The sequence below is a fragment of the Pseudomonas sp. NFX15 genome, from assembly GCF_049132105.1.
Lineage (GTDB): Bacteria > Pseudomonadota > Gammaproteobacteria > Pseudomonadales > Pseudomonadaceae > Aquipseudomonas.
The window spans coordinates 19,747-43,748 of sequence record NZ_JAFMPV010000032.1 but is presented as its reverse complement, the minus strand read 5'-3'; the positions used below and the strand labels follow the sequence as shown (position 1 = coordinate 43,748).

Below are 24,002 nucleotides of genomic sequence, written 5' to 3'. Positions count from 1 at the left end.
CTGATGAACGCCAGCCTGCCGCCCGAGCCGGGCATCCGCGTCAGCCTCGCCGACCTGATCGAGATGCGCCATCGCGTGCGCGAAGTGCAACTGTTTTCCACGCCGAGCCAGCGCAGTCCGCTGATTGGCTTGCACCACTCCAAATTGCGCGGCCGTGGCGTCGACTTCGACCAGGTGCGGGTCTATCAGGCCGGTGACGATGTGCGCACCATCGACTGGCGCGTGACGGCGCGCACCCAGGAACCCCACACCAAGCTGTTCCACGAAGAGCGCGAGCGGCCGATCTTCATCATGGTCGAGCAAAGTCGCCGGCTGTTTTTCGGTTCGGGCCTGATGTTCAAATCGGTGCTCGCGGCCCAGGCGGCGAGCCTGATCGGCTGGGCGGCACTGGGGCACAACGACCGGGTCGGCGGGCTGGTGTACGGCGACAACGAGCATTACGAAATCAAGCCCCGGCGCAGCAAGCAAAGCCTGCTGCAATTGCTCAACCGACTGGTGCGGGTCAACCAGTCGCTCAATAGCGAAAGCGAGCCGGACCGCGATGCCTTTGGCATTGCCTTGCGCCGCGCGCGGGAAGTGTCGCGTCCGGGGAGCCTGGTGATCGTGATCTGTGATGAGCGCGCACTGACAGAGAGTGCCGAGCAACAACTGAGCCTGCTGTCGCGCCATTGCGACCTGTTGCTATTGCCGTTGTCCGATCCGCTGGACCATGCCCTGCCCGCCGCCGGCCTGTTACGTTTCGCCGAGCGCGGTGCGCAATTGGAGCTCGACACGCTGAATTTCGACCTGCGCCAGACTTACCGCGCCCAGGCCGAAGCGCGCATCGCTCGCTGGGAACTGCTGGCGCAAAAACTGCGTGTGTTGCTGATGCCGCTGAGCACCCAGAGCGAGATGGTCGAGCAACTGCGCGAATACCTGAACCCACAGAATGCGGGGAAAGGACGATGAACGGACTCGAACAATTGCAGCCTCTGATTTCCCCACCGCCCGTCGAATTTTGGCCACCGGCGCCAGGCTGGTGGTTGCTCCTGCTACTGCTGCCGCTGATCGGCTTCGGGTTGTGGAAGCTACGGCGCTTGATCCCCCGAAAACGCCCTGTGGTGCGTGCTGAACAACCCCTGGACCCGGTACGCGTGGCCGCCTTGGCGGAATTGGCGCGAATGCCCAAACCGTACGACGGTGCACCGGCCGGCGCCTGGCTGCAGCAACTCAACGGCCTGCTCAAGCGCCTGTGCCGCAACCACTACCCCTACAGCCAGAGCCATACTCTCAACGGGCGCAAATGGCTGGCCTTCCTCGACAACCGCTGCCCGGCCGCCGGGCTGACGCGCTGGATGGTGCTGGTCGAAGGCGCCTACAAACCTGAATGCCGACTCGACGACAAGGCCATCGCCGGGCTGACCCAGGCCGTCGACACCTGGATTCGCAAACATGTTTGAATTCGCCTGGCCGTGGATCTTCGCCCTGTTGCCGTTGCCGTGGTTGATGCGCCTGGTATTGCCGGTGGCCGACAGTGGCGAACCGGCGCTCAAAGTCAGCTTCCTCAGTGATCTGGAAGGCCTCGCCGGGCGCCGCGCACGGGCTAATCTGCCGGCCTGGCGACAACAGGCGCCCTTCATCGTGATGTGGCTGCTGCTGGTGGTGGCCGCGGCACGCCCGCAGTGGCTCGGTGAACCGTTGCCGATTGCCGCCAGTGGCCGTGACCTGCTGGTGGCGGTCGACGTTTCCGGCTCCATGGATTTCCCCGACATGAAGTGGCAGGACGAAGACGTCAGTCGGCTTTCGCTGGTGCAGCACTTGCTTGGCGACTTCCTGGAAAACCGTGACGGCGACCGGGTCGGCCTGATCCTGTTCGGCAGCCAGGCCTACCTGCAAGCACCGCTGACCTTCGACCGCCACACCGTGCGCGTCTGGCTCGACGAAGCGCGCATCGGCATCGCCGGGAAAAACACCGCCATCGGCGACGCTATCGGCCTGGCCCTTAAACGCCTGCGCCAGCGTCCGGCACAGAGCCGCGTGCTGATACTGGTCACCGACGGCGCCAACAATGGCGGTGAAATCGACCCGCTCACCGCCGCGCGCCTGGCGGCCAAGGAAGGGGTGAAAATTTACCCGATCGGCATCGGCGCCGATCCGGAACAGAGCGGCTCGGTGGGATTTCTCGGGGTCAATCCGAGCCTGGACCTCGACGAGCCGTCCCTCAAGGCCATCGCCGACGCCACCGGCGGTCAGTATTTCCGCGCCCACGATGGCAAGGAACTGCAATCGATCAAGGACACCCTCGACCAACTGGAACCGGTGGCCCAGCAACCGACCCAGGCCCGTCCGGCCCAGGCGCTGTATCACTGGCCACTGGCGTTGGCCCTGTGGTTGAGCCTGCTGCTGGTAGCCCGCGTGCTGTGGCCGGATAACCCGTTGGAACGCCTGTTTACCAAGGATCTGTTTTTGCAAACGCAATTGCTGCCCGACTGGCGCCAGCGTCTCAAGCGCTTGCGTCTGCGGAGGCGCCGATGAGTGCGCTGTGGCCGTACTGGTTCCGCCCCTGGTGGCTGCTGTTGTTGCCGGTGCTCGGGTGGCTGCTCTGGCAACTCTGGCATCGCAAGAAACGCGCCGGGCGCTGGCAGATGATTTTGCCGCCGGCCTTTCACGCCGCGCTACTGAGCGGCGGCAACGGCCGCGACAGCAAGTTGCCGTGGATCGCCCTGGGCCTGGCGTGGATGCTAACCGTGTTCGCCCTGCTCGGGCCAAGCTGGCAGCGCGTCGAGCAGACCAGCCAGAAACCTGCCGACCCGCTGGTGGCGATCCTTGAGCTGACGCCGGAAATGCTCGCCACCGACGTGACGCCCAATCGCCTGCAACAGGCCCGGCGAAAGTTGCTCGACCTGCTGCAGGCGCGCAGCGACTCACAGACCGCCATCGTCGTGTATGCCGGCAGCGCGCACACGCTGGTGCCGCTGTCCGATGACCTGTCCACCAGCCGCAACCTGCTTGATGCGCTCAAGCCGTCGCTGATGCCCCAGGCCGGTCATCGCGCCGACCTGGCGGTCATCAAGGCCCTGGACCTGCTGAAACAGGCCGCCCTCGGCGATGGGCGGATCCTGCTGATCGGCTCGTCGCTCAACGATGCGGAACGCCAGGGCATTCGCCGGGCCATGGCCGGCAAATCGACCCAGTTCCTGATGCTTGGCATCGGCACCGCCGAGGGCTCGCCGATCACCCAAGAGGACGGCAGTTTCCTCAAGGACGAACAAGGCGCGATCCTCGTGCCACGCCTGGACGAGCCCGGCCTGAAAGGCTTCGCCAACGACCTGGACGGGCGCTATCGCCATGCCCGGCTGGACGACAGCGATCTGCATGCCATGGGATTGCTCGACGGGCCTCGCCAATTGCGCAACGACGGCCAGACCCTGCGCCTCGACACCTGGGCCGACCAGGGTTACTGGTTGCTGCTGCCCTTGTTGCTGCTCGCGGCCTGCGCTGGCCGTCGCGGCTGGCTGCTCTGCCTGCCGCTGCTGCTGGCGTTGCCGCAACCGAGCTACGCCTTCGACCTTGCAGACCTGTGGCTGCGACCCGATCAACAAGGCGTGCAGTTGCTCAAGCACCAGCGCCCGACCGAGGCTGCCCGGCGCTTCGAGGACCCTCAGTGGCAAGGCGTGGCGCTCTACGAGGCCGGCGACTACGCCGGCGCCGCCGAGCGGTTCGCTGAAGGCAACGACGCCCGCGCCCACTACAATCGAGGCAATGCCTTGGCCAAAAGCGGTGAGCTGGAGGCTGCCCTGGACGCCTACGAACAGGCACTGGAGCAGCAACCGGATCTGCGCCCGGCACTGACCAACAAAGCGTTGGTCGAAGCGCTGCTCAAGCAGAAAAACAGCCCGCCCCCTGTCGAACCGGACAAACCGGACAGCGACGAGCCCCCGACCACTGAACAGCAGTCGCCGCCCGGTGCCGCGACGCAAACTTCGGACAACGGCGAACCGCAAGCGCCCTCACCGCAGGCCAGCGCCGACACCGAACAACCGCCAACGACGCCGCCCAAACCCGGCGCCAATGAGGTTCCGGGCAGCGAACTGGGAGACGAACAACACACCACGCCGCCCTTGCGCCCGGCCACCGACAGCATCGAAGGTGAACAGCGCCAGGCACTGGAGCAATGGCTGCGGCAGATCCCGGATGACCCCGGCGAGCTGCTCAGGCGCAAATTCTGGTACGAACAGCGACAACATCAGGATCAGGAAAAAACTCGATGACCCGCTTCACCGTTTTATTGCTCGCGCTGTTGCAAGGCCTGTTGTTCTGCGCTGTCCAGGCGCAGGCGGGGGAACTGGTCGCCAGTGTGGACCGCAGTCGCCTGAGCTCGGGCGAGACGGTCGAGTTGACCCTGGAATCCACCGATGTCACGCAATTCGGCAAACCCGACCTGACACCGCTGGAGACGCTGTTCGAAGTGCGCGGTACGCGCCAGGTCAACCAGCTCAATACCCTCAGCGGCGAAAACCAGGCGACCACGCGCTGGATCGTGACCCTGCTGCCCAAGGAAAACGGCAGCGTGGTGATTGCGCCCCTGCAATTGGGCGAGCTGCAAAGCCAGCCGATCACCCTGCAAGTGGTCGAGAGCGAGACACCGGACAACGCCAATAAACGCGCGGCGGTATTCATGGACGCCAGCCTCGATCAAACCAGCGTGTACGTCCAGGCGCAGGCGATCCTGACCCTGCGCGTCTACCATTCGGTGTCGCTGTACGACGACAGCAGCCTGCCGCCCCTGCAAATTCCCGATGCCCGCATTGAGTCCCTGGGTGATCCGCGCACCTATGAAAAAGACATCGACGGCGTGCGCCACGGGGTCATCGAAAAACGCTATGCGATCTACCCGCAGAACAGTGGCGAACTGATCATTCCGGCGCAGACCTTCAACGCCGCGCTGGTGGACGCGCATCCCCTACAATCGCCCGCCCCTCAGGACCCAAAAACCGGCAAGCTGATGCGGGTTAGTTCCAGCGAGTTGCTGCTGACCGTCAAGGCCAAGCCCATCACTTACCCAGCCGATGCGCCGTGGCTGCCAGCGCGCAGCCTGACCCTGGGCGAAAGCTGGAACCCCGTGCCGGATCACGCCCAGGTCGGCGACTCACTGACCCGCAGCCTGACGGTGAAGGCCGAAGGCTTGTCCAGTACCCAGCTGCCACCGCTGCCCGGCACCGACGTCGGCGGCCTGCGCCGCTACCCGGATCAACCGGTGCTCGGTAACCAGAACAGCGAACGCGGCCTGATCGGCAGCCGTGAAGACCGCGAGGCGCTGGTGCCGACACGCACTGGCGTCATCGAGCTGCCGACCGTCGACGTGGTCTGGTGGAACACCTTCGAAGACCACCTGGAACACAGCAGCCTGGCTGCCCGCACGCTGCACGTAGCGGCCAACCCGAGCCTGGTGATCGACACGCCGGCAGGCAACGCGCCGGTTGACGCCGGCGCCGACAGCGAAGCGCTCTGGCGCTGGAAGCTCAGCACCTTGATCCTGGCGTGCACCACCCTGCTCGGCTTCGGCCTCTGGTGGCGTGGCCGCTGGCAACCGGCGGTGGCGCGTGTGGCGCAAACCGGCCCGAGCCCGCGCACCGTGCTGGATGACCTCAAGCGCGCCTGCCAGGCCAACGACCCACACGCCACCCGCCAGGCCCTCGACGCCTGGGCCCGGCAGCAGCCGGAAACCCTGGCCGACATGGCCGCGCGCTTCGTGCCGCTGTCCGACGCCCTCGACGGCTTGAACGGCGCGCTGTACAGCGAAACCGGCCAGCACTGGCAAGGTGACGAGTTGTGGCGCGCAATCAAGGCGATCCCGATGGCCGAACAGGTGCAGGACCCGGTGGGTGACAGTGGGTTGCCACCGCTCTATCCCAAATAAACACCCTGCCCAACCTGTAGGAGCCGGCTTGCCGGCGAAGCTCTGGCAGATATTGTGCAGGCCTGCGGGCCGCCTTCGCTGGCAAGCCAGCTCCTACAAACGCGGAGGCATTCAGCAACCTGTTCTGTTTGCCAGTAAACTCTCCTCCTTTCGCCGCCTTCATTGTTCACGCGGCCATTACCCATTTTGTAGCGGAGTCCGCCTTGCGCTTGTTTCATACCTCCGACTGGCACCTCGGGCAGAACCTGCACGGCCAGGATCGCGATTTCGAACACGGTTGTTTTCTCGAGTGGCTGTTGCGCCAGCTGAAACTGGACCAGCCGGATGTGCTGTTGATCGCGGGCGATATCTTCGACACGGTCAATCCGCCGGTCAAAGCCCAGGAACGCCTCTACGACTTCATCGTCAGCGCCCACGAGCAACAGCCGCTGCTGACCATCGTCATGATCGCCGGCAACCACGACTCCGGCTCCCGGATCGAACTGCCTGCACCGTTGATGCGCCGTTTGCGCACCCACGCGCTAGGCCGGGTGCTGTGGCTGGACGACGGGCAACTGGACGCCGAGCGTCTGTTGCTGCCGCTACCCAATGCCAAGGGTAAAACGGTCGCCTGGTGCCTGGCGCTGCCGTTCCTGCGCCCTGCCGAAGTCACCGGAGCCCACCTGGGTGACAACTACCTGCGCGGCATTGGCCAGGTTCATGAGTGGCTGATCGAGGCGGCCAACGCCAAGCGCAAGAAGGGCCAGGCACTGATTGCCATCAGCCACGCGCACATGGCCGGCGGTTCGGTATCGGAAGACTCCGAGCGCAGCCTGATCATCGGCAATGCAGAGGCGCTGCCCGCCAGCCTGTTCGGGCCGAGCATCAGCTACGTGGCCCTCGGTCACCTGCACAAGCCACAGAAGGTCAACGGCGAGGAACGCATCCGCTACAGCGGCTCGCCGATTCCGCTGTCGTTCTCCGAAATCAGCTATCAGCACCAGATCCTCGACATCAAGCTCGACGGCGAAACCCTGCTCAGCGTCGAGCCAAAACTCATCCCCCGCGCCGTCAATCTGCAACGCATCGGCCCGGCGCCCTTGAGCGAGGCCCTGCTGCAACTGGCAGACCTGCCGAACATCGACCTGTTGGCCGACTTCCAGCGCCAGCCATGGCTGGAGGTGCGAGTGCGCCTCGATGAGCCGCAACCGGACCTGCGCAACCAGGTGGAAACCGCCCTGCAAGGCAAGGCCGTGCGTCTGGTGCGCATCGCGGCTGAATACGCCGGCAACGGTGGCCGTGATGGTGCCGACGAAGGCCGCACGCTGATCGAACTGGACCAACTCACGCCGCAAGAACTGTTCAGCCGCGCCTGGCAGGACAACTACGGCAGCGAAGTCGACGAGCAGACCCTCAAGGACTTTGCCGAGCTGTTGCAGGACGTGCAGATGGAGAGCGAACAGCCATGAAAATCCTCGCGATCCGCCTGAAAAACCTCGCCTCCCTGGCCGGGCCGTTTGAAATCGACTTCACCGCCGAACCGCTGGCCAGTGCAGGACTGTTCGCCATCACCGGCCCCACTGGCGCCGGCAAAAGCACCCTGCTCGATGCCCTGTGCCTGGCGCTGTTTGGCGCCGTCCCGCGCCTGAACAACACCGGTCGCGACGCCAAGGTGCCAGACGCCGACGGCGAAATCGGCACCGGCGACCCGCGCACCCTGCTGCGTCGTGGCACGGGTGAAGGCTATGCGGAGGTGGATTTCGTTGGTGTCGACGGCCGTCGTTACCGCGCCCGCTGGGAAGCCAATCGCGCCCGGGACAAGGCCGGCGGCAAGCTGCAGGCCAGTCGCCAGAGCTTGCGTGACATCGATCAGGATCAAATTCTGGCCAGCCAGAAAGGCGAGTACAAGACCCAGCTCGAAGCCGCGCTGGGCCTGAATTTCGAGCAGTTCACCCGCGCCGTGCTGCTCGCCCAGAGCGAGTTCAGCGCCTTCCTCAAGGCGGACGACAACGACCGCAGCGAGCTGCTGGAAAAACTCACCGATACCGCGCTCTACACCCGCCTCGGTCGTCGTGCCTTCGACAAGACCAAGCAAGCGCGCGAAGCCCACAAGCAGTTGCAGGATCAAGCCAGCGGCGTGACGCCGCTGTCGCCCGAAGCCCGCGCCGAGCTGGATGGGCGCTTGCATGAAGCGCAGCAGCAGTTGAAGTTGCAGCAGGCGCAATTCAAGCAGCTTGAGCAGCAGCACACCTGGCTCAAGGATCTTGGTCTGTTGCAGGACGCGCAGCACGCAGCGACCGAGCAACTGCACAGCGCCCAACAGCAATGGGAAGCTTTGGCCGGCGAACGCCTGAAGCTGACGCGGCTGGAACAACTCGCCCCGCAGCGACACCAGTTCGCCCGCAAAACCGAACTCGATGCCCTGTTGACGCCACTGGCCGCACAGATCGCCGACCATACCCGGCAGCAGCACGAGCTGACTGAACGCCAGACGTTGCTGGAGCAAACTCTCGCCGCCACGCAAGTCGCCCTTAGCGAAGCCCAACAACGGCAAACCGAAAACGCTCCGCGATTGCGTCAAGCCTTTGAGGAGCAAAGCACCCTCGCCCGCCTGGCCAAGGACGTCGCCCTCAGTGCCGAGACAAAGCACACGGCAGAACAGGTTTGCCTGCAAGGCCAAAGCGCCATTCAGAGTTTGCTGGAACAGCAGACCCTGGTTGCCGAGCGTTTGCAGCGCATCGCCACCGAGCTGGAACACAGCAGCCATCTGGCATCACTCAGCGACGCCTGGAATGCCTATCGGGATCGTCTGCAACAGTTGATGTTGATCGGCAACCGCTTGAACAAAGGCCAGGCTGAGCTGGCGACCCTCGAAGACAACGCCACCCGCAGCGCCGAAGAACTTGCCTTACAAAAGCAGCAACTGGAAGTCCTGTTCAAAGAGGCCGGCGCGGAACCGGACGCCGTGGCCGAGCAGATTGGAATCCTCGGCAACCTGTTGCAGGACAACCGCAAACAGCTACGCGCTGTCGAAGACCTGACGCGACTGTGGGCCAGCCAGCAGGAACTGGACCAGCGCGGCGCCGAGCTGCAACAGCGCCAGCTCACCGCACAACTGGAACGTGACCGGTTGACTCAGGACGGGGTGAAAACCAAAGCCGAACTGACGGTGGCCGAACAAACCTTCAACGTCACCCGAGAACTGCTGGAGCGCCAACGCCTGGCCCGTAGCGCCAGTGTCGAAGAGTTGCGCATGCAGTTGCAGGACGACCAACCGTGCCCGGTCTGCGGCAGCATTGAGCATCCTTACCATCAGCCCGAAGCGCTGCTGCAAAGCCTCGGTCGTCACGACGAAAATGAACAGGCCACTGCGCAGCAAGCCGTCGACCAGCTCAAGGAAAAGCTCACCGAGTTGCGCGCCGAGGTGGTGGGCGTCATCGCCCAGCAAAAGGAGCTGCTGCAACAACAGGAGCAGTTGAATACCCAGCAACAAGCCTTAGCGCCGAGCCTCAACGCGCATCCGCTGGCCCCACAGCTGTTGGACCAGGACGCCGCACAGCGGGACGCCTGGCTGACCCGCCACAACGATCAGTTGAACCAGAGCATCGCGCAGGACGAACAACGCCAGCGCGCCCTGCTCACCCTGCAGCAAGACGCCGCGCGCTTGACCCAGCAATTGCGCCTCGCTGAAACCGCGCATCAACAAGCGGCCCAGCACCTGGACAACCAGCAGCGTGAATTGAGCAATGACCGTCAACGGCTCGACGAGGAACTCACCGCGTTCGGTCCCCTGCTGCCAGCCGACACCCTCGAAGCGCTACGGCTGGAACCGGCTGCGACGTTCATGCAACTGGATCGACAGATCGCCGAACGCCTTGCACAACTCGATCAGCAAAAAGAAGAACTGACCGAACAGCAACAGCGGCAACAAACGCTGGAGAAAGAACAGGATCGCCAGCAAACCCGCGTGCAACAACGGCAAACTGCCGAGCAGCAGTTCAGTGCGCTGGCCGAGCAGCAACAGGCCTGCCAGCAGCAACTGGCCGACTTGCTGGGCGAGCACAGCAGCGCCGAACAGTGGCAGCAAGGACTGGAAAACGCCGTCGAACTCGCCCGCGGTGCCGAAACAACCACAGCGCAGCAACTGCAAAACGTGCGTACCCAACGCGTGCAGATCGCTGCCGAACTCAAGGCGCAGCAAGATCGCTTGCAGGCGCTGGACATCGAAGATCGCGATCTCACCGAGAAAATCGCCGACTGGCGTGGCCGTCATCCTGAACTGGATGACGGCGGCCTAGAAGACCTGCTGCGGGTCGATGACACGCAAGTCAATGAACTGCGCCAACGCCTGCAACACAACGAAAAAGCCATCGAACAGGCCAAGGTCCTGTTGCAGGAACGTGATCAGCGCTTGCTCGACCATCAAGCGCAACGCAACGGCAATCTCGACGCCGAGCAAGTGGCCAGCGCGCTGGTCGACCTGCAACACCTCGCGGCCACCAGCGAGCAACACTGCGCCGAACTGCGTGCCGAGCAGGCCGAGGACCAGCGCCGGCAGAATGCCAACCAAGCCCTGGCGCAGCAGATCGCCGACGCCTACGGCGAGTACCAGCGCTGGGCACGCCTGAATGCGCTGATCGGTTCCGCCACCGGCGACACCTTCCGCAAGATCGCCCAGGCCTACAACCTCGACCTGCTGGTGCACCACGCCAACGTGCAGTTGCGCCAACTGGTGCGCCGCTATCGCCTCAAGCGCGGCGGCAGCATGCTCGGCTTGCTGGTGATGGACACCGAAATGGGCGACGAACTGCGCTCGGTGCATTCGCTGTCCGGTGGCGAGACGTTCCTGGTGTCATTGGCGCTGGCCCTCGGTTTAGCCTCGATGGCATCGAGCACGTTGAAAATCGAGTCACTGTTCATCGACGAAGGCTTCGGCAGCCTCGATCCGGAGTCCCTGCAACTGGCCATGGACGCCCTCGACGGCTTGCAGGCCCAGGGCCGCAAGGTCGCGGTGATTTCCCACGTGCAGGAAATGCATGAACGGATTCCGGTGCAGATTCAGGTGCGACGCCAGGGCAACGGCCTGAGCACCCTGGAGGTGAAATGAACACGCTGTATTCCTTTCGCCGCTGCCCGTACGCCATGCGTGCACGCATGGCCCTGCGCTATTCGGGCGTGGCCGTGGACATCGTCGAAGTCAGCCTGAAGGCCAAGCCTGCCGAGATGCTCGCGCTGTCGGGCAAAGGCACGGTGCCGGTGCTGAACGCCGATGGCCGGGTGATTGACGAAAGCCTCGACATCATGCGCTGGGCCCTGGCGCAGAACGATCCGCAGGACTGGTTGCTCGAGGGTGATCCCGCCGCAGCGGCGCAAATCCCTGGCCTCATCGAACAGAATGACCAGGTGTTCAAGGTGCACTTGAACCACTACAAATACGCCGAGCGCTATCCCGAGCAGCCGATCGAAGCTTATCGCACCGAAGGCGAGGTGATTTTGCGCAAGCTGGAGGCGTTGCTACAGGGACGCGACTATCTCCTGGCCGATCACCCGAGCCTGGCCGATGTGGCGCTGATGCCCTTTGTGCGCCAGTTCGCCCACGTCGACCGCGAATGGTTGGCGCAGACGCCGTATCGGCGGTTACAGGCATGGTTGCAGCGGTTTTTGGAGTCGGAGTTGTTCAGCGCTGTTATGAAGAAGTAAGCCCTACAACTGTGCAAGGTTGGCAGATTATCTGTGGCGAGAGGGCTTGCCCCCTCGCCACAAAAAACTCAATCGCCCGCCAAGGTTCAGGCCAACACCCCACACATCCCGATCGCCGAGCAATCCACCTGGAACGGTCCGAACACCACGCCTTCATTCCTGATCGGCGGATTGCCTGCCAACAGCCCCATCGCCTTGGCGGTCTCGATGTTGCGTGCAATGTTGTGGTTGGCCTCCATGGCACGCGCTACGCCGCCTATCGAACCTTGCCCGATTCCCAGCAAGGAAAATCCATTGGTGATGAAGGCCAGGAAGGCGATGATCAAAAGCTTGCACCCGTTCATGCGCCGGCGACTCCTGCGAGCTCAGGCTGATCACCGCCCACGGCTTGCGCACGATGTTCAAACTGGATGCCGGGATGAGCGACCTGGATCGGTGCTTCGAAGGTGTTTTGCGACTGCGCCGAAAGGCTGACCAGCAGCACCATGGCCAGGTAAAGACCGATCGCCACGTAGGCGCCGTGTTTGGCAGAAGTGAGGATTGCGCTGGCCATGATGTTCTCCGCAGGCAAGTTTCAATGCCCACAGAATCGATCAAAAAAGCCTGGGTAACCACTCAGGGTTATCCATAGTGACCATCAGCTTCGTTGATCATTAAGCCAGACTATTTCAGTCTTCAATAAAACTCATCAAGCGCTCATGCGCAGCCTCAGGCTCACCTGGAAAAGGGTCGGCCGCCGACAGAATGGGGGTGGAATAGAGAAACAGAAGAACCAAAACCAGACGCGTCACCATGCTGCCGATCCTTGCCGTAAGGGGGGAGTCAAAAAATCAGCGTCAATTTAAACGGGTGGCTATGTGATATCAAGCGCGACATGGGTAGCAAATTAATACTGTCGCAAATGCGTTATGCAGGAGCGACATCACTCTGATCGTTTTCAACACAAACGTGTTGGATCATCAGTGATTTCGCTCCTGCATAAAGGCAGGGATAAGCGCTCAGGCTTGGGTTTTGTGATCCAGCGCGGCGTAGAAGTTGGCACTCTGTTGCAGGTACTTCTGGGTGTAGCTTTGGGCGTGGGCTTTTTTGTCGCCGATTTCAACGTTGGCACTGGCTGGCAATGCAACGGTGGCAGAGATGGCGGAAGCGGCGATGACGGAGAAGAGATTGAAGTTCATGGCGGTAGTCCTCGGATTCAGTTGGCTTGCTTGCCCGGTGGGGCCGTGAAGCAAACTTAACCCTCGAGGGTCGGTGCCTTGAAATGCTTTGTAGCATTACCACATATCAGCGTCATTGATAAAAGCGGACAGGCCCCGTGTACCGGGGCCTGCGGCTTATTGACGCAGCAAAAACTTGACGTCGCTCGGGGCGTCCATCGGCAGTTTTTGCACGGTTTTGCCCAAAAGACCGGTCTTGGCGTCACGTTCGACGACGACAATCTGGTTGCTCTTCTGGTTGGCGATCAACAGGAACTTGCCGCTCGGGTCGAGGCTGAACTCCCGAGGATGATCGCCCTCCACCGTCCGGCGTTGCAGCTCGCTGAGGTGGCCGGTCGCTGGATCGATGGCGAACACCAGCATTTGATTGGCCGTGCCACGATTACTGACGTAGAGGAACTTGCCGTCGGCCGAGGCATGCAGCGCCGCGGCTGCCTTGTCTGACACCGGTTGCCCGGCCGCCAGGTCGACCATCTGCGTCTGCTCAAGCTGGCCATCGTGGTAATCGAACACCGCCACTTGTGCGCTCATTTCCATGCTCAGCCAGGCGTGTTTGCCATCGGCGCTGAACAGCAAATGCCGTGGCCCACTGCCCGCTGGCAGCTGCACGAATGCCGGGCTGGCCGGGGTCAATGGCAGGTCCGGGTTGGCCTTGGGGTCGTAGCGGTAGACGAACACCTTGTCGGCGCCCAGGTCATTGGAGAACACGTATTTGCCGTCCGGCGACGGTATCGTCGAATGCACGTGGGCCGAGGCCTGACGTTCAGGATTGACCCGGCTCGCCGGGTGGCTGCTCATCTGCACCACCGTCCTGAGCTTGCCATCAGCTGCCACCGGCAGCACCGCGAGGGTGCCGCCCGGGTCTTCAGCTACACAGTAGTTGCTGACGAACAAATGGCTGCCATCGACGCTGAGGCTCGAATGCGTCGGCTCATTGCCCAGGCTTTGCACCTGGCCGATGAGGCTCAGGGCATGGGTCTTGGGATCAATCGTATAACTGCTGACACGCCCGACCGGATCGCGCTGGCCCGGGCCGTTTTCGTTGACCACAAACAGGTGCCGCTGATCTTTGGACAGGGTCAGCCACGACGGGTTTTCGCTTTTGACCACTTGCAGGGGCTTGGCGTTGATCTGCCCGGTGTTGCTGTCAAACGCCAGGCGATAGATACCCTGGCTTTGTCCGGCGGTGTAGGAACCCACGAGCAATTGATAGTCCTGGGCGGATGCGGCCTGGATGCCCATCGCGCCGATACTGCCGGCCATCAACAGCGGCCAGAAATTACGCATCTTCGACGTCATCGTCATCGTTGTCTCCGCGAATTGCGTTCATGCACACCAGCCGATGCTCGCCGGAATCCCCGGTGATCAGCCAGCTTTGCAGGGTGGGATCGAAGGTCGCTGCCTGGATCTGCGCTGGCGTGAATTCCCAGTGCTTGGCGGCGCGGCCATCCATGCATTCGATGTGCAGGTTATCGTCCTCGTCGAGGGAGAATTCGAAAGCGTGCAAGCCATCGATTTCCACCATATCGCAGTGTTCGAGGACGTTGAGCAAGGTGTCGGTTACGGCAGTCATGGCAGTCAATCTTTGAAGGGGGAAAGCGCCAATGATAGCTCATGCACCCAATCCGGGCCTCACACAAACCTGTAGGCGCTGGCTTGCCAGCGAAGAGGCCCGTAAATGGAACGGTGACCTCAAGGGCGCCTTCGCTGGCAAGCCAGCACCTACAGGGCATGTGACTGGCCGTTAGAGGGCTTCACGCGAAGGCTGGCCATCTACCAGCCGCTGGATGCGCAGCGGGTTGCCGTTCTTCAGCGCGTCCGGCAGCAAGTTGTCCGGGTAGTTCTGAAAGCACACCGGCCGCAGGAAGCGATCGATCGCCAGCGTGCCCACCGAGGTACCACGGGCATCGGATGTTGCCGGGTAAGGCCCGCCATGCACCATCGAATCGCAGACTTCCACACCCGTCGGATAGCCATTGAGCAGGATGCGTCCGACCTTTTGTTCCAGTAACGGCGTCAGCCCGGCGAACTGTTCGAAGTCTTGCGGCTCGCCAATGACCGTGGCGGTCAACTGGCCGTTCAGGCCATTCAACGCAACGATCAGTTGCGCCTGATCCGCCACTTCGACCACCACCGTGGTCGGCCCGAACACTTCCTCTTGCAGCACTTCATCGCCATCGACCAGCAGACTGGCGTCGGCCTTGAACAACTGAGGCTGTGCCTGATTGCCTTGCTGTGGATGGCCCGCCAGATGCTCGATGCCCGGATGTGCGAGGAGTTTTTGCAAGCCTCGGTCGTAGCTGCTCAAGGTGCCGGCATTGAGCATGGTTTGCGCTGCCTGATCGGCCATCAACCCGGCCACTTGCTGCACAAAGGCGCTGAATGACGCCGAGCGGATTCCGATCACCAGACCGGGATTGGTGCAGAACTGCCCGCAACCCTGAACCACCGAGGCCGTGAGGTCCCGGGCGACCGAGTCAGCCCTCGCCTGCAACGCTTGGGGCAGGACAATCACCGGGTTGATGCTCGACATCTCGGCGAACACCGCAATCGGCTGCGCACGGGCCGCGGCCATGTCGCACAGGGCCCGACCACCCTTGAGCGATCCGGTGAAGCCAACCGCCTGGATCGCCGGATGCTTGACCAGTGCCTCACCGACACCACCGCCGTAGATCATGTTGAACACGCCGGCCGGCATGCCGGTTTTTTCGGCGGCGCGAATGATTGCATCGGCCACCCACTCAGCCGTGGCCATGTGACCGCTGTGAGCCTTGAACACCACCGGGCAGCCGGCGGCGAGCGCCGAAGCGGTATCGCCCCCGGCGGTGGAGAACGCCAACGGAAAGTTGCTCGCACCGAACACCGCCACAGGCCCCAGGCCGATGCGGTATTGACGCAGGTCCGGGCGCGGCAACGGCTGACGCTCCGGCAATGCCCGGTCGATGCGGGCGCCGTAGAAGTCACCGCGACGCAGCACCTTGGCAAACAGGCGCATCTGGCCGCTGGTGCGTGCGCGCTCACCCTGGATGCGCCCCGCAGGCAGCGCCGTTTCGCGGCAGACCACCGCGACAAAGTCATCGCCAAGAGCGTCGAGTTCATCGGCAATCGCATCGAGAAACTGCGCCCGACGCTCCGCGCTCAGGCTGCGATAAGCCGGATAGGCGGCCGCTGCTGCGTTGGCCGCTGCTTCGACTTCTTGCACACTGGCCTGATAAAAATCGTCGGGCAAGGCCTCGCCAGTGGTGGCATCGACACTCTGCAACTTGACGTTGCCGGCGGCGCTGCGTTGGCCGCCGATGTAGTTGTGACCAAGAATCCGGGTCATGGGTAACGCCTCAAAGTGTGCCGATGGTGCCGGGTTCGAAGACCGCTTCGACCGGTGCGATACCGTTGATCAAAGGCGCGCCGAACTCGGCCTGGGTGATTTCGAATACGTCACCCGGTTGCGTGCGAACGCCGTCGGCGAAGGACAGGGTCGCGGTGCCGAAGAAGTGAATGTGCACGTCCCCCGGACGCAGGAACTGGCGGTACTTGAAATGATGGAATTCAAGGTTGGCGAGGCTATGGCACATGTTCGCTTCGCCGCTGAGAAACTCGTTCTGCCACAGCACTTCGCCGTCGCGCAGGATGCGGCTGGTGCCCGCCAGGTGTTGCGGCAATTCGCCGACCCGCAGTTCCGGGCCATAGCTGCAACTGCGCAGTTTCGAGTGGGCCAGGTACAGGTAGTTCTTGCGCTCCATGACGTGGTCAGAGAACTCGTTGCCCACGGCAAACCCCAGGCGATACGGCTTGCCATCATGACCGATCAAGTACAGGCCGGCGATCTCCGGTTCTTCGCCGGCGTCTTCGGCAAATGGCGGCAGCGGGAACGGCTCGCCGGGCCGAACGACAATGCTTCCGTCGCCTTTGTAGAACCATTCCGGTTGCACACCGGCTTCACCCGCTGCCGGCTTGCCGCCCTCCAGGCCCCATTTGAAGATGCGCATGGTGTCGGTCATCGCCGATTCGTCGCCGCTCTGCTGGTGCATCTTGTCCCGGGCCGAGGCGCTGCCCAGGTGGGTAAGGCCGGTGCCGCTGACCAGCATGTGCGCCGGGTCCGGATGGTCCAGCGGTGGCAGGATGCGCCGTTGCGTGAGCAGCTCGGCATAGTCGTGGCTGATGCCCAGGCCGAGGCTTTGCACCTGTTGCTCAAGGCTGGCGCCCGCTTCAATCGCTGCCAATGCCAGGTCGCGAACGGTGCGCGCCTCCTGCACTTCACGCACCAGCCCTGCCTCGACCACGCCGACACGGCGCTCGCCGTTACTCAATTCGAACTGAACCAAACGCATGAAAATTCTCCTGTTAAGCAAATCTCAAAATCGCCGCAGCCCCCTGTAGGCGCTGGCTTGCCAGCGAATGCGACAGAACATCCAACATTGCGGGTGGCTGACCGATAGCCTTCGCTGGCAAGCCAGCTACAAAGTCGGTGTGTTTCAGGTACGGGACGCGCCCCGCGCGCTCGCCGCAAACTCATCGGCCGGCAGCACGTGCTTGCGCTCTAGCAGGCGATAGACGACGCCCGTCAGGAACAGCCCGAACACCATCACTCCGGAAAGGAAGTACAAACCCGATGCCAGATTGCCGGTGTACTCCTTGAGCGCACCGATCACGAATGGCCCGAGATAGCCACCGAGGTTGCCCACCGAGTTGATCAACGCGATCCCTGCCGCCGCGCTCGCGCCGGCAAAGAACCGACCCGGCAAGGTCCAGAACACGGCCGTGCAGGAAAACAGGGCGAACGCCACCAGGCACAGGGCGGCCAGTTGCAGCACCGGTACTGACAGCCAGGCACTGAGGAACAGGCCAACCGCACCCAACACGTAAAGAACGGCCAGGTGACCATAACGGTCATTCAAGCGGTCGGAACTGCGCGGAATGATCAGCAGCCCGACGATCCCGAAGACGTACGGCACCGCGGAGACGAAACCGGTTACCAGGTCGCTGCCGCCGAATTGCTTGATCAGTGTCGGCAGCCATAAGCCCAGGCCGTAGATGCTCAACGTCACCGGCAAGTAGAACAGCGCCAGCAGCAGGACGCGCTTGTCCTTGAGGGCGTGCAGCGGATTGCCATGACGGGTCTGGCCGTATGCCTCCAGGTCCTTTTTCAGCTCACCGCTGAGCCAGTCCTTTTCCGCCTGGTCCATCCATTTCACTTGTTGCGGGCCGTCCGGCAACCAGCGCAGTACCGGCCAGGTCAGCAGGATCGCCGGGGTACCGATGACGATGAACAGCCACTGCCAGCCGTGCAGCCCGAGCACGCCGTCCATGCCCAGCAAGCCGCCAGACACGGGGCCGGTGACCATCATTGCTATAGGTTGCGACAGGATGAACAGCCCGAGGATCTTGCCGCGATGGCGAACCGGGAACCATTGGGTGATGTAGTACAGGACGCCGGGGAAAAACCCGGCCTCGGCGGCGCCGAGCAAGAAACGCATCACATAGAAGCTGTTCGGCCCCTGGACGAAGGCCATGCCGATGGTGATCGCGCCCCAGGTGATCATGATCCGCGCGAACCAGCGTCGTGCACCGAAGCGGTCGAGCATCAGGTTGCTGGGGATTTCCAGCAGGAAGTAGCCAATGAAGAACAACCCCGCACCCAGTCCGTAGGCCGCATCGCCCAGGCCGATGTCGGCGCCCATGTGCAGCTTGGCGAAGCCCACCGCGGAACGGTCCACATAGGCGATCAGGTACAGCAGGATCAGGAAGGGAATCAGTTTCAGCGTGATACGCCGGACAAGCCGCAGTTCCTGGCTCATGAGATCGGTCTCCGATTGTTGTTGTTATAGAACCTCGGGGGACACCTCTCGCGAAAAATCGCCAGGGTCATCCCTCCGTTTGAGCCGACTATATAGTAATACTATTTAACCAACAACACTTCCAAACTCAGCAATTTGCGCTTATGTTACGCTTCAGCTCGAACAATATAGTCATACAATAAGAGAATCGATCATGTCTGATAAGAAACCCACCCTGCGCTCCGCCCAATGGTTTGGCACCGCCGACAAGAACGGCTTCATGTACCGCAGCTGGATGAAGAATCAGGGCATCGCCGACCATCAGTTCCATGGCAAGCCGATCATCGGCATCTGCAACACCTGGTCGGAACTGACGCCGTGCAACGCGCATTTCCGGCAGATTGCCGAGCACGTCAAACGCGGTGTGATCGAGGCCGGTGGCTTTCCGGTGGAGTTCCCGGTGTTCTCCAACGGTGAATCAAACCTGCGCCCTACCGCCATGCTCACCCGCAACCTGGCGAGCATGGACGTGGAGGAAGCCATTCGCGGCAACCCGATCGATGGCGTGGTGCTGCTGACCGGTTGCGACAAAACCACCCCGGCGCTGTTGATGGGCGCGGCCAGTTGCGACGTGCCAGCCATCGTCGTCACCGGCGGGCCGATGCTCAACGGCAAGCACAAGGGCAAGGACATCGGCTCCGGCACGGTGGTCTGGCAGCTCAGCGAACAGGTCAAGGCTGGCACCATCAGCATCGATGATTTCCTCGCCGCCGAGGGCGGCATGTCGCGCTCGGCCGGTACCTGCAACACCATGGGCACGGCCTCGACCATGGCCTGCATGGCCGAAGCACTGGGCACTTCCCTGCCCCACAACGCGGCGATCCCGGCAGTGGATGCGCGGCGTTATGTGTTGGCGCACATGTCCGGCATGCGTGCCGTGGAGATGGTGCGCGAAGACTTGAAGCTGTCGAAGATCCTCACCAAGCAAGCCTTCGAAAACGCCATTCGCGTCAACGCCGCCATCGGTGGTTCGACCAACGCGGTGATCCACCTCAAAGCCATCGCCGGGCGCATTGGCGTCGAGCTGGATCTGGACGACTGGACCCGCATGGGTCGCGGCATGCCGACGATCGTCGACCTGCAACCGTCCGGGCGCTTCCTGATGGAAGAGTTCTATTACGCCGGCGGCTTGCCCGCGGTGCTGCGTCGCCTCGGCGAAGCCAACCTGATCCCCAACCCGAATGCCCTGACCGTCAACGGCAAATCCATTGGCGAGAACACCCAGGACGCGCCGATCTACGGCGAGGACGAAGTGATCCGCACCCTCGACAATCCGATCCGCGCCGACGGCGGCATCTGCGTGTTGCGCGGCAACCTGGCACCGCTGGGTGCGGTGCTCAAGCCATCCGCCGCAAGCCCTGAGTTGATGCAGCATCGCGGCCGTGCCGTGGTGTTCGAGAACTTTGACATGTACAAGGCGCGCATCAACGACCCGGAACTGGACGTGGATGCCCACTCGATCCTGGTGATGAAGAACTGTGGGCCGAAGGGTTATCCGGGCATGGCCGAAGTCGGCAACATGGGCCTGCCGGCCAAGTTGCTGGCCCAGGGTGTGACCGACATGGTGCGCATTTCCGATGCGCGCATGAGCGGCACCGCGTATGGCACCGTTGTGCTGCACGTCGCCCCCGAAGCGGCTGCCGGCGGACCGTTGGCTGCGGTGAAGGAAGGCGACTGGATCGAACTCGATTGCGCCAGCGGCCGCTTGCACCTGGACATCCCGGACGCAGAACTGGCGGCGCGGATGGCTGACCTGCAACCGCCGCAGAACCTGATCGTCGGTGGGTATCGCCAGCTATACATCGACCATGTGCTGCAAGCGGACCAAGGTTGCGACTTCGACTTCCTGGTCGGCTGTCGAGGGGCCGAAGTGCCGCGTCACTCGCACTGACACCACCCTTCCCCTGTAGGAGCTGGCTTGCCAGCGAAGAGGCCCTGACAGCAGACATTAGTGTTGACTGTCAGGCCGCCTTCGCTGGCAAGCCAGCTCCTACAATGTCTTATCCTCGCCTCAAGAATGCGTCGCGCCTGCTATCATGCGCGACACCTCTCCGCACAGGACCGCGCCGTTTCCCATGGATTACCGCAAACCCTCCGACCGCAAAAGCATGCACTCGCGCATCGTCCAGGAACTGGGCATGCAGATCGTCTCAGGACGTTTCCTGCCAGACGATAAACTGCCTGCCGAAGCATTGTTGTGCGAAGAATATGCGGTCAGCCGGCCGGTGTTGCGTGAAGCCACACGGGTGTTGGTTGCCAAGGGCCTGGTGTATTCGCGCCCGCGGGTCGGGACCGTGGTCAAGCCACGCAAGGACTGGCACATGCTCGATCCGGATGTGCTGCATTGGCTGATGCAGAGCAGTCCGCAGAATCAGTTTTTCGACCTGCTGACCAGCGTGCGCAGCATCATCGAACCGGCCGCTGCCGCCCTCGCCGCGCAGTTCGCCACCGAGGCCGACATCGCCTCCATCGGTGAAGCCTACCAGCGCATGGAAGCCGCCCCGACACCCGAGGCCCTGTTGCAACCGGACCTGGATTTCCACAGCCGCATCGCCGATGCCACCCACAACGACCTGCTGGCCAACCTGTGCAACATGCTCTCGGTGGCCATTGCCGAAGCCTTGAAGCATTCCAACCAGCGGCCGAACCTGCATGAACTGGCATTGCCGCGACACAAGGCAATCCTGACCGCCATCGAAAACCGCGACGCTCTCGGCGCACGGCATGCAACGCTGGTGCAGCTCGATGATGCGCGCAGTGCGTTGAATGTCGTACTGGGCACCGATTCTCACTGATTACCCCAACCCTTGTAGGCGCTGGCTTGCCAGCGAAGGTTGAGTGTCAGCCACATCGATGCCGAGCATTAAACCGTCTTCGCTGGCAAGCCAGCTCCTACACAAGCCAGTGCGTTCAGGGGTTGTGTGGGGTTCAGATATGAAAAAGCCGCACCCCTGAGGTTGCGGCTTTTTTGGTTCAGCTGTCGATCAGTGGGCGAACAGCGAGTTGCCCTTCTGCCCTGCCAGTTTCTCTGGCTTGATCAGGAACCGCGCCAGTGCCGGCAAGAGCCATAGCGCACCGAACATGTTCCACAACAGCATGAAGGTCAGCATCAGGCCCATGTCGGCCTGGAACTTGATAGCCGAGAAGATCCAGGTGCACACACCGATGGCCAGGCACAAACCGGTGAACAATACCGCCTTACCCGTGGACTTCAGCGTCTGGTAGTAGGCCTCTTGCAGCGGCAGGCCGGCACGCAGGAAGCTTTCCAGTCGGCTGTAGATGTAGATGCCGTAGTCCACGCCGATCCCCACCCCGAGCGCCACGACCGGCAGGGTCGCGACTTTCACGCCGATGCCCATGAAGGCCATCAGGGCGTTGCCCAGTACCGAAGTCAGCACCAGCGGCAACACGATGCACAAGGTCGCCGCCCACGAGCGGAAGGTGATCATGCACATGACCGCGACGCAGATGTACACCAGGATCAGGATGGTCAGCTCGGACTTCTTGATCACCTCGTTGGTGGCCGCCTCGATCCCGGCGTTACCGGCCGCGAGCATGAACTCCAGGCCATCCTTGTTGTTTTCCTTGGCGAACGCCTGCACCGCATGCACGGCACGATCCAGGGTCTCGGCCTTGTGATCGTTGAGGAACACAAGCACCGGCGCCAGGGAGCAGCTGTTGTTGTACAGGCCGTCAGCACGGGCGATGGAGTTGTTCAGCACATCAGGGTTACGCGACAGGGTTTCCCATTTCAGGTTGCCCTCGTTCATGCCCTTGATCATTTGCTTGGACACGGTCACCAGGGAAATCGCCGACTGCACGCCCTCGGTGTTCTGCATCTTCCACATCAACTCGTCGATCGGCGCCATGGCTTCGTAGCGCGAGCACCCTTCGGCCTTGGTCTTGACCATCACCACCAGCACGTCGGAACTGGTCGAGTAGTTGTTGATGATGAAGTTGTTGTCCTTGTTGTAACGCGAGTCCGGACGCAGTTCCGGAGCACCCTGGTCGAGGTCGCCGATCTTCAGGTTCTGGCTGTACCACAGGCCACCGCCAAAGGCGATCAGCGCCAGCAGAATGGAAACCGGTGCAACCTTGGCGCTGGCAAAGTTTGCCAGCAGGCGCCAGAACGGATGCTCGCGCACTGCGTCTTTCTTGCTGCGCTCGACCGCACGCTTGCTGATGCCGACATAGGAAATCGCCACCGGCAGCAGGATCAGGTTGGTGAACACGATCACCGCCACGCCGATGGACGCACCGATGGCCAGCTCTCGGATCACGCCGATGTCGATGATCAGCAGCGTGATGAAACCGACGGCGTCGGCGAGGATCGCGATCATTCCCGGCAGGAACAATTGACGGAAAGTCCGGCGTGCCGCCGTCAGGGCGTTGTCTGCCTCACTCGATTGCAGGGCGATCCCGTTGATCTTCTGCACACCGTGGGAAATACCGATGGCAAAGATCAGGAACGGCACCAGCATCGAATAGGGGTCGAGCCCGAAGCCAAAGAAGTGCATCAACCCCAGTTGCCAGACTACCGCCACCAGCGTCGTGCTCAACACGGCGACGGTACTGCGCAGGCAGTTGGTGAACCACAGCAAGAGGATCAAGGTGATGATGAACGCGATGCCGAAGAACATCACCACCATCACCAGGCCGTCGATCAGGTCACCGACTTTCTTGGCAAAGCCGACGATGTGGATCTTCACGTTCGGGTTCTGCGCTTCGAACTTGGTGCGGATCTTGTCTTCAAGCTCGTGGGAGAACTGGCGGTAATCCAGTGCCAGCAACTTGCCCTGGTCCTGCGGGTCCGGGTAGGACTCCAGCAACGGGATGTCGACGATGCTCGACTTGAAGTCGTTGGACACCAGGCGCCCAACCTGCCCGGACTTGAGTACGTTGTTGCGCAGCAAATCGAGACTTTCCTGGGAGCCGTTGTAGCTCTGCGGAATCACCTCGCCGCCGGCGAAGCCCTCTTCGGTCACTTCGGTCCAGCGAACGCTCGGGCTCCACAGCGATTTGAGGCCGGAACGGTCAACACCGGAGATGTAGAACACCTCGTCGTTGATCTGGCGCAGGGTCTCCATGTACTGCTTGGAGAAGATATCGCCATCGGTGGCTTCCACCGAGATCCGCACCGTGTTGCCAAGGTTCGCCAAATCGTTACGGTGCTCCATCATCTTCTGGATGAAGGGGTGCTCCAGCGGGATCATTTTCTCGAAACTGGTGGACGGACGAATCAGCGTCGCCTGCCAGAACAGAAAAATGCTGACCAGCAGGCAGATGGTAATCACTGCCGGGCGGTTGTTGAAGATCAGGCGCTCGAGGAACGTCGCCTTGTCCTGGTGATGAGAACTCAAGGAAGTCATAGCT

At 62.3% G+C, this 24,002-nt stretch carries 20 protein-coding genes; 10 read left to right on the top strand and 10 right to left on the bottom strand.

The window, feature by feature from the left end; translation table 11 throughout:
* The first annotated feature begins 3 nt into the window (after window positions 1–3).
* The 8 genes from J1D76_RS24390 (at window position 4) to J1D76_RS24355 (ending at window position 11,578) form a co-directional block, all read left to right on the top strand.
* On the top strand, window positions 4–948 hold the full coding sequence (locus J1D76_RS24390) for a DUF58 domain-containing protein (RefSeq protein ID WP_421140919.1): 945 nt from the start codon (window positions 4–6) through the stop codon (window positions 946–948).
* Complete coding sequence (locus J1D76_RS24385) at window positions 945–1,439, top strand: DUF4381 domain-containing protein (protein WP_421140904.1); 495 nt, start codon at window positions 945–947, stop codon at window positions 1,437–1,439. The genes J1D76_RS24390 and J1D76_RS24385 overlap by 4 nt, the downstream gene beginning before the upstream one ends.
* Window positions 1,432–2,514 (top strand): vWA domain-containing protein, encoded by a 1,083-nt coding sequence (locus tag J1D76_RS24380; RefSeq protein WP_421140902.1) that lies wholly within the window; start codon window positions 1,432–1,434, stop codon window positions 2,512–2,514. The genes J1D76_RS24385 and J1D76_RS24380 overlap by 8 nt, the downstream gene beginning before the upstream one ends.
* The gene (locus J1D76_RS24375) at window positions 2,511–4,250 is read left to right on the top strand and encodes a VWA domain-containing protein (RefSeq protein WP_421140901.1); all 1,740 of its coding nucleotides are present in this window, start codon (window positions 2,511–2,513) and stop codon (window positions 4,248–4,250) included. The genes J1D76_RS24380 and J1D76_RS24375 overlap by 4 nt, the downstream gene beginning before the upstream one ends.
* A complete protein-coding gene (locus tag J1D76_RS24370; protein WP_421140900.1) occupies window positions 4,247–5,899 on the top strand; it encodes a BatD family protein in 1,653 nt (550 codons plus the stop codon). The genes J1D76_RS24375 and J1D76_RS24370 overlap by 4 nt, the downstream gene beginning before the upstream one ends.
* 203 nt (window positions 5,900–6,102) lie before the next feature.
* Window positions 6,103–7,347 (top strand): exonuclease SbcCD subunit D C-terminal domain-containing protein, encoded by a 1,245-nt coding sequence (locus J1D76_RS24365; RefSeq protein ID WP_421140899.1) that lies wholly within the window; start codon window positions 6,103–6,105, stop codon window positions 7,345–7,347.
* Window positions 7,344–10,985, top strand: a complete 3,642-nt coding sequence (locus tag J1D76_RS24360) for an AAA family ATPase (RefSeq protein ID WP_421140898.1) — start codon at window positions 7,344–7,346, stop codon at window positions 10,983–10,985. Before J1D76_RS24365 ends, J1D76_RS24360 begins: the two co-directional genes overlap by 4 nt.
* The gene (locus tag J1D76_RS24355) at window positions 10,982–11,578 is read left to right on the top strand and encodes a glutathione S-transferase (RefSeq protein ID WP_421140896.1); all 597 of its coding nucleotides are present in this window, start codon (window positions 10,982–10,984) and stop codon (window positions 11,576–11,578) included. Before J1D76_RS24360 ends, J1D76_RS24355 begins: the two co-directional genes overlap by 4 nt.
* An 86-nt stretch (window positions 11,579–11,664) precedes the next feature.
* Here J1D76_RS24355 and J1D76_RS24350 read toward each other — a convergent pair whose 3' ends face one another.
* The 9 genes from J1D76_RS24350 to J1D76_RS24310 form a co-directional block, all read right to left on the bottom strand.
* Window positions 11,665–11,922, bottom strand: coding sequence for a hypothetical protein (locus J1D76_RS24350; protein WP_421140894.1), 258 nt, complete (start codon window positions 11,920–11,922; stop codon window positions 11,665–11,667).
* Window positions 11,919–12,131 (bottom strand): hypothetical protein, encoded by a 213-nt coding sequence (locus tag J1D76_RS24345; RefSeq protein ID WP_421140893.1) that lies wholly within the window; start codon window positions 12,129–12,131, stop codon window positions 11,919–11,921. The genes J1D76_RS24350 and J1D76_RS24345 overlap by 4 nt, the downstream gene beginning before the upstream one ends.
* A gap of 115 nt (window positions 12,132–12,246) precedes the next feature.
* Entirely contained in the window at window positions 12,247–12,372 is a 126-nt protein-coding gene (locus J1D76_RS24340; RefSeq protein ID WP_421140891.1) for a hypothetical protein, read from the bottom strand.
* 204 nt (window positions 12,373–12,576) lie between these two features.
* Complete coding sequence (locus tag J1D76_RS24335) at window positions 12,577–12,756, bottom strand: hypothetical protein (protein WP_421140890.1); 180 nt, start codon at window positions 12,754–12,756, stop codon at window positions 12,577–12,579.
* A 156-nt stretch (window positions 12,757–12,912) separates the two neighbouring features.
* On the bottom strand, window positions 12,913–14,082 hold the full coding sequence (locus tag J1D76_RS24330) for a lactonase family protein (RefSeq protein WP_421140918.1): 1,170 nt from the start codon (window positions 14,080–14,082) through the stop codon (window positions 12,913–12,915).
* Complete coding sequence (locus tag J1D76_RS24325) at window positions 14,075–14,368, bottom strand: DUF5629 family protein (RefSeq protein WP_421140888.1); 294 nt, start codon at window positions 14,366–14,368, stop codon at window positions 14,075–14,077. The genes J1D76_RS24330 and J1D76_RS24325 overlap by 8 nt, the downstream gene beginning before the upstream one ends.
* A gap of 171 nt (window positions 14,369–14,539) precedes the next feature.
* Window positions 14,540–16,120: an aldehyde dehydrogenase (NADP(+)) gene (locus tag J1D76_RS24320; protein WP_421140886.1), complete on the bottom strand. Its 1,581-nt coding sequence runs from the start codon at window positions 16,118–16,120 to the stop codon at window positions 14,540–14,542.
* A 10-nt stretch (window positions 16,121–16,130) separates the two neighbouring features.
* Window positions 16,131–17,123, bottom strand: a complete 993-nt coding sequence (gene araD1, locus J1D76_RS24315; protein WP_421140885.1) for an AraD1 family protein — start codon at window positions 17,121–17,123, stop codon at window positions 16,131–16,133.
* Between the two features lie 144 nt (window positions 17,124–17,267).
* Window positions 17,268–18,590, bottom strand: coding sequence for an MFS transporter (locus J1D76_RS24310; RefSeq protein ID WP_421140883.1), 1,323 nt, complete (start codon window positions 18,588–18,590; stop codon window positions 17,268–17,270).
* Window positions 18,591–18,783: 193 nt separating this feature from the next.
* Between J1D76_RS24310 and J1D76_RS24305 the strand changes: the two genes are divergently transcribed.
* Both J1D76_RS24305 and J1D76_RS24300 read left to right on the top strand, forming a co-directional pair.
* Window positions 18,784–20,520 (top strand): IlvD/Edd family dehydratase, encoded by a 1,737-nt coding sequence (locus J1D76_RS24305; RefSeq protein WP_421140881.1) that lies wholly within the window; start codon window positions 18,784–18,786, stop codon window positions 20,518–20,520.
* Window positions 20,521–20,704: 184 nt separating this feature from the next.
* Window positions 20,705–21,424, top strand: coding sequence for a FadR/GntR family transcriptional regulator (locus J1D76_RS24300; protein WP_421140917.1), 720 nt, complete (start codon window positions 20,705–20,707; stop codon window positions 21,422–21,424).
* Window positions 21,425–21,613: 189 nt separating this feature from the next.
* On the opposite strand, the gene J1D76_RS24295 is transcribed toward J1D76_RS24300, so the two are convergent.
* Window positions 21,614–23,998: an efflux RND transporter permease subunit gene (locus J1D76_RS24295; protein WP_421140880.1), complete on the bottom strand. Its 2,385-nt coding sequence runs from the start codon at window positions 23,996–23,998 to the stop codon at window positions 21,614–21,616.
* Window positions 23,999–24,002: the final 4 nt, after the last annotated feature.

Bases quoted from the DNA above. Each gene is read 5' to 3' on its own strand.
- J1D76_RS24390 (WP_421140919.1), top strand. From the start codon at position 4: ATGAACGCCAGCCTGCCGCCCGAGCCGGGCATCCGCGTCAGCCTCGCC.
- J1D76_RS24385 (WP_421140904.1), top strand. From the start codon at position 945: ATGAACGGACTCGAACAATTGCAGCCTCTGATTTCCCCACCGCCCGTC.
- J1D76_RS24380 (WP_421140902.1), top strand. From the start codon at position 1,432: ATGTTTGAATTCGCCTGGCCGTGGATCTTCGCCCTGTTGCCGTTGCCG.
- J1D76_RS24375 (WP_421140901.1), top strand. From the start codon at position 2,511: ATGAGTGCGCTGTGGCCGTACTGGTTCCGCCCCTGGTGGCTGCTGTTG.
- J1D76_RS24370 (WP_421140900.1), top strand. From the start codon at position 4,247: ATGACCCGCTTCACCGTTTTATTGCTCGCGCTGTTGCAAGGCCTGTTG.
- J1D76_RS24360 (WP_421140898.1), top strand. From the start codon at position 7,344: ATGAAAATCCTCGCGATCCGCCTGAAAAACCTCGCCTCCCTGGCCGGG.
- J1D76_RS24355 (WP_421140896.1), top strand. From the start codon at position 10,982: ATGAACACGCTGTATTCCTTTCGCCGCTGCCCGTACGCCATGCGTGCA.
- J1D76_RS24350 (WP_421140894.1), bottom strand. From the start codon at position 11,922: ATGAACGGGTGCAAGCTTTTGATCATCGCCTTCCTGGCCTTCATCACC.
- J1D76_RS24345 (WP_421140893.1), bottom strand. From the start codon at position 12,131: ATGGCCAGCGCAATCCTCACTTCTGCCAAACACGGCGCCTACGTGGCG.
- J1D76_RS24340 (WP_421140891.1), bottom strand. From the start codon at position 12,372: ATGGTGACGCGTCTGGTTTTGGTTCTTCTGTTTCTCTATTCCACCCCC.
- J1D76_RS24335 (WP_421140890.1), bottom strand. From the start codon at position 12,756: ATGAACTTCAATCTCTTCTCCGTCATCGCCGCTTCCGCCATCTCTGCC.
- J1D76_RS24330 (WP_421140918.1), bottom strand. From the start codon at position 14,082: ATGCGTAATTTCTGGCCGCTGTTGATGGCCGGCAGTATCGGCGCGATG.
- J1D76_RS24325 (WP_421140888.1), bottom strand. From the start codon at position 14,368: ATGACTGCCGTAACCGACACCTTGCTCAACGTCCTCGAACACTGCGAT.
- J1D76_RS24320 (WP_421140886.1), bottom strand. From the start codon at position 16,120: ATGACCCGGATTCTTGGTCACAACTACATCGGCGGCCAACGCAGCGCC.
- araD1 (WP_421140885.1), bottom strand. From the start codon at position 17,123: ATGCGTTTGGTTCAGTTCGAATTGAGTAACGGCGAGCGCCGTGTCGGC.
- J1D76_RS24310 (WP_421140883.1), bottom strand. From the start codon at position 18,590: ATGAGCCAGGAACTGCGGCTTGTCCGGCGTATCACGCTGAAACTGATT.
- J1D76_RS24305 (WP_421140881.1), top strand. From the start codon at position 18,784: ATGTCTGATAAGAAACCCACCCTGCGCTCCGCCCAATGGTTTGGCACC.
- J1D76_RS24300 (WP_421140917.1), top strand. From the start codon at position 20,705: ATGGATTACCGCAAACCCTCCGACCGCAAAAGCATGCACTCGCGCATC.
- J1D76_RS24295 (WP_421140880.1), bottom strand. From the start codon at position 23,998: ATGACTTCCTTGAGTTCTCATCACCAGGACAAGGCGACGTTCCTCGAG.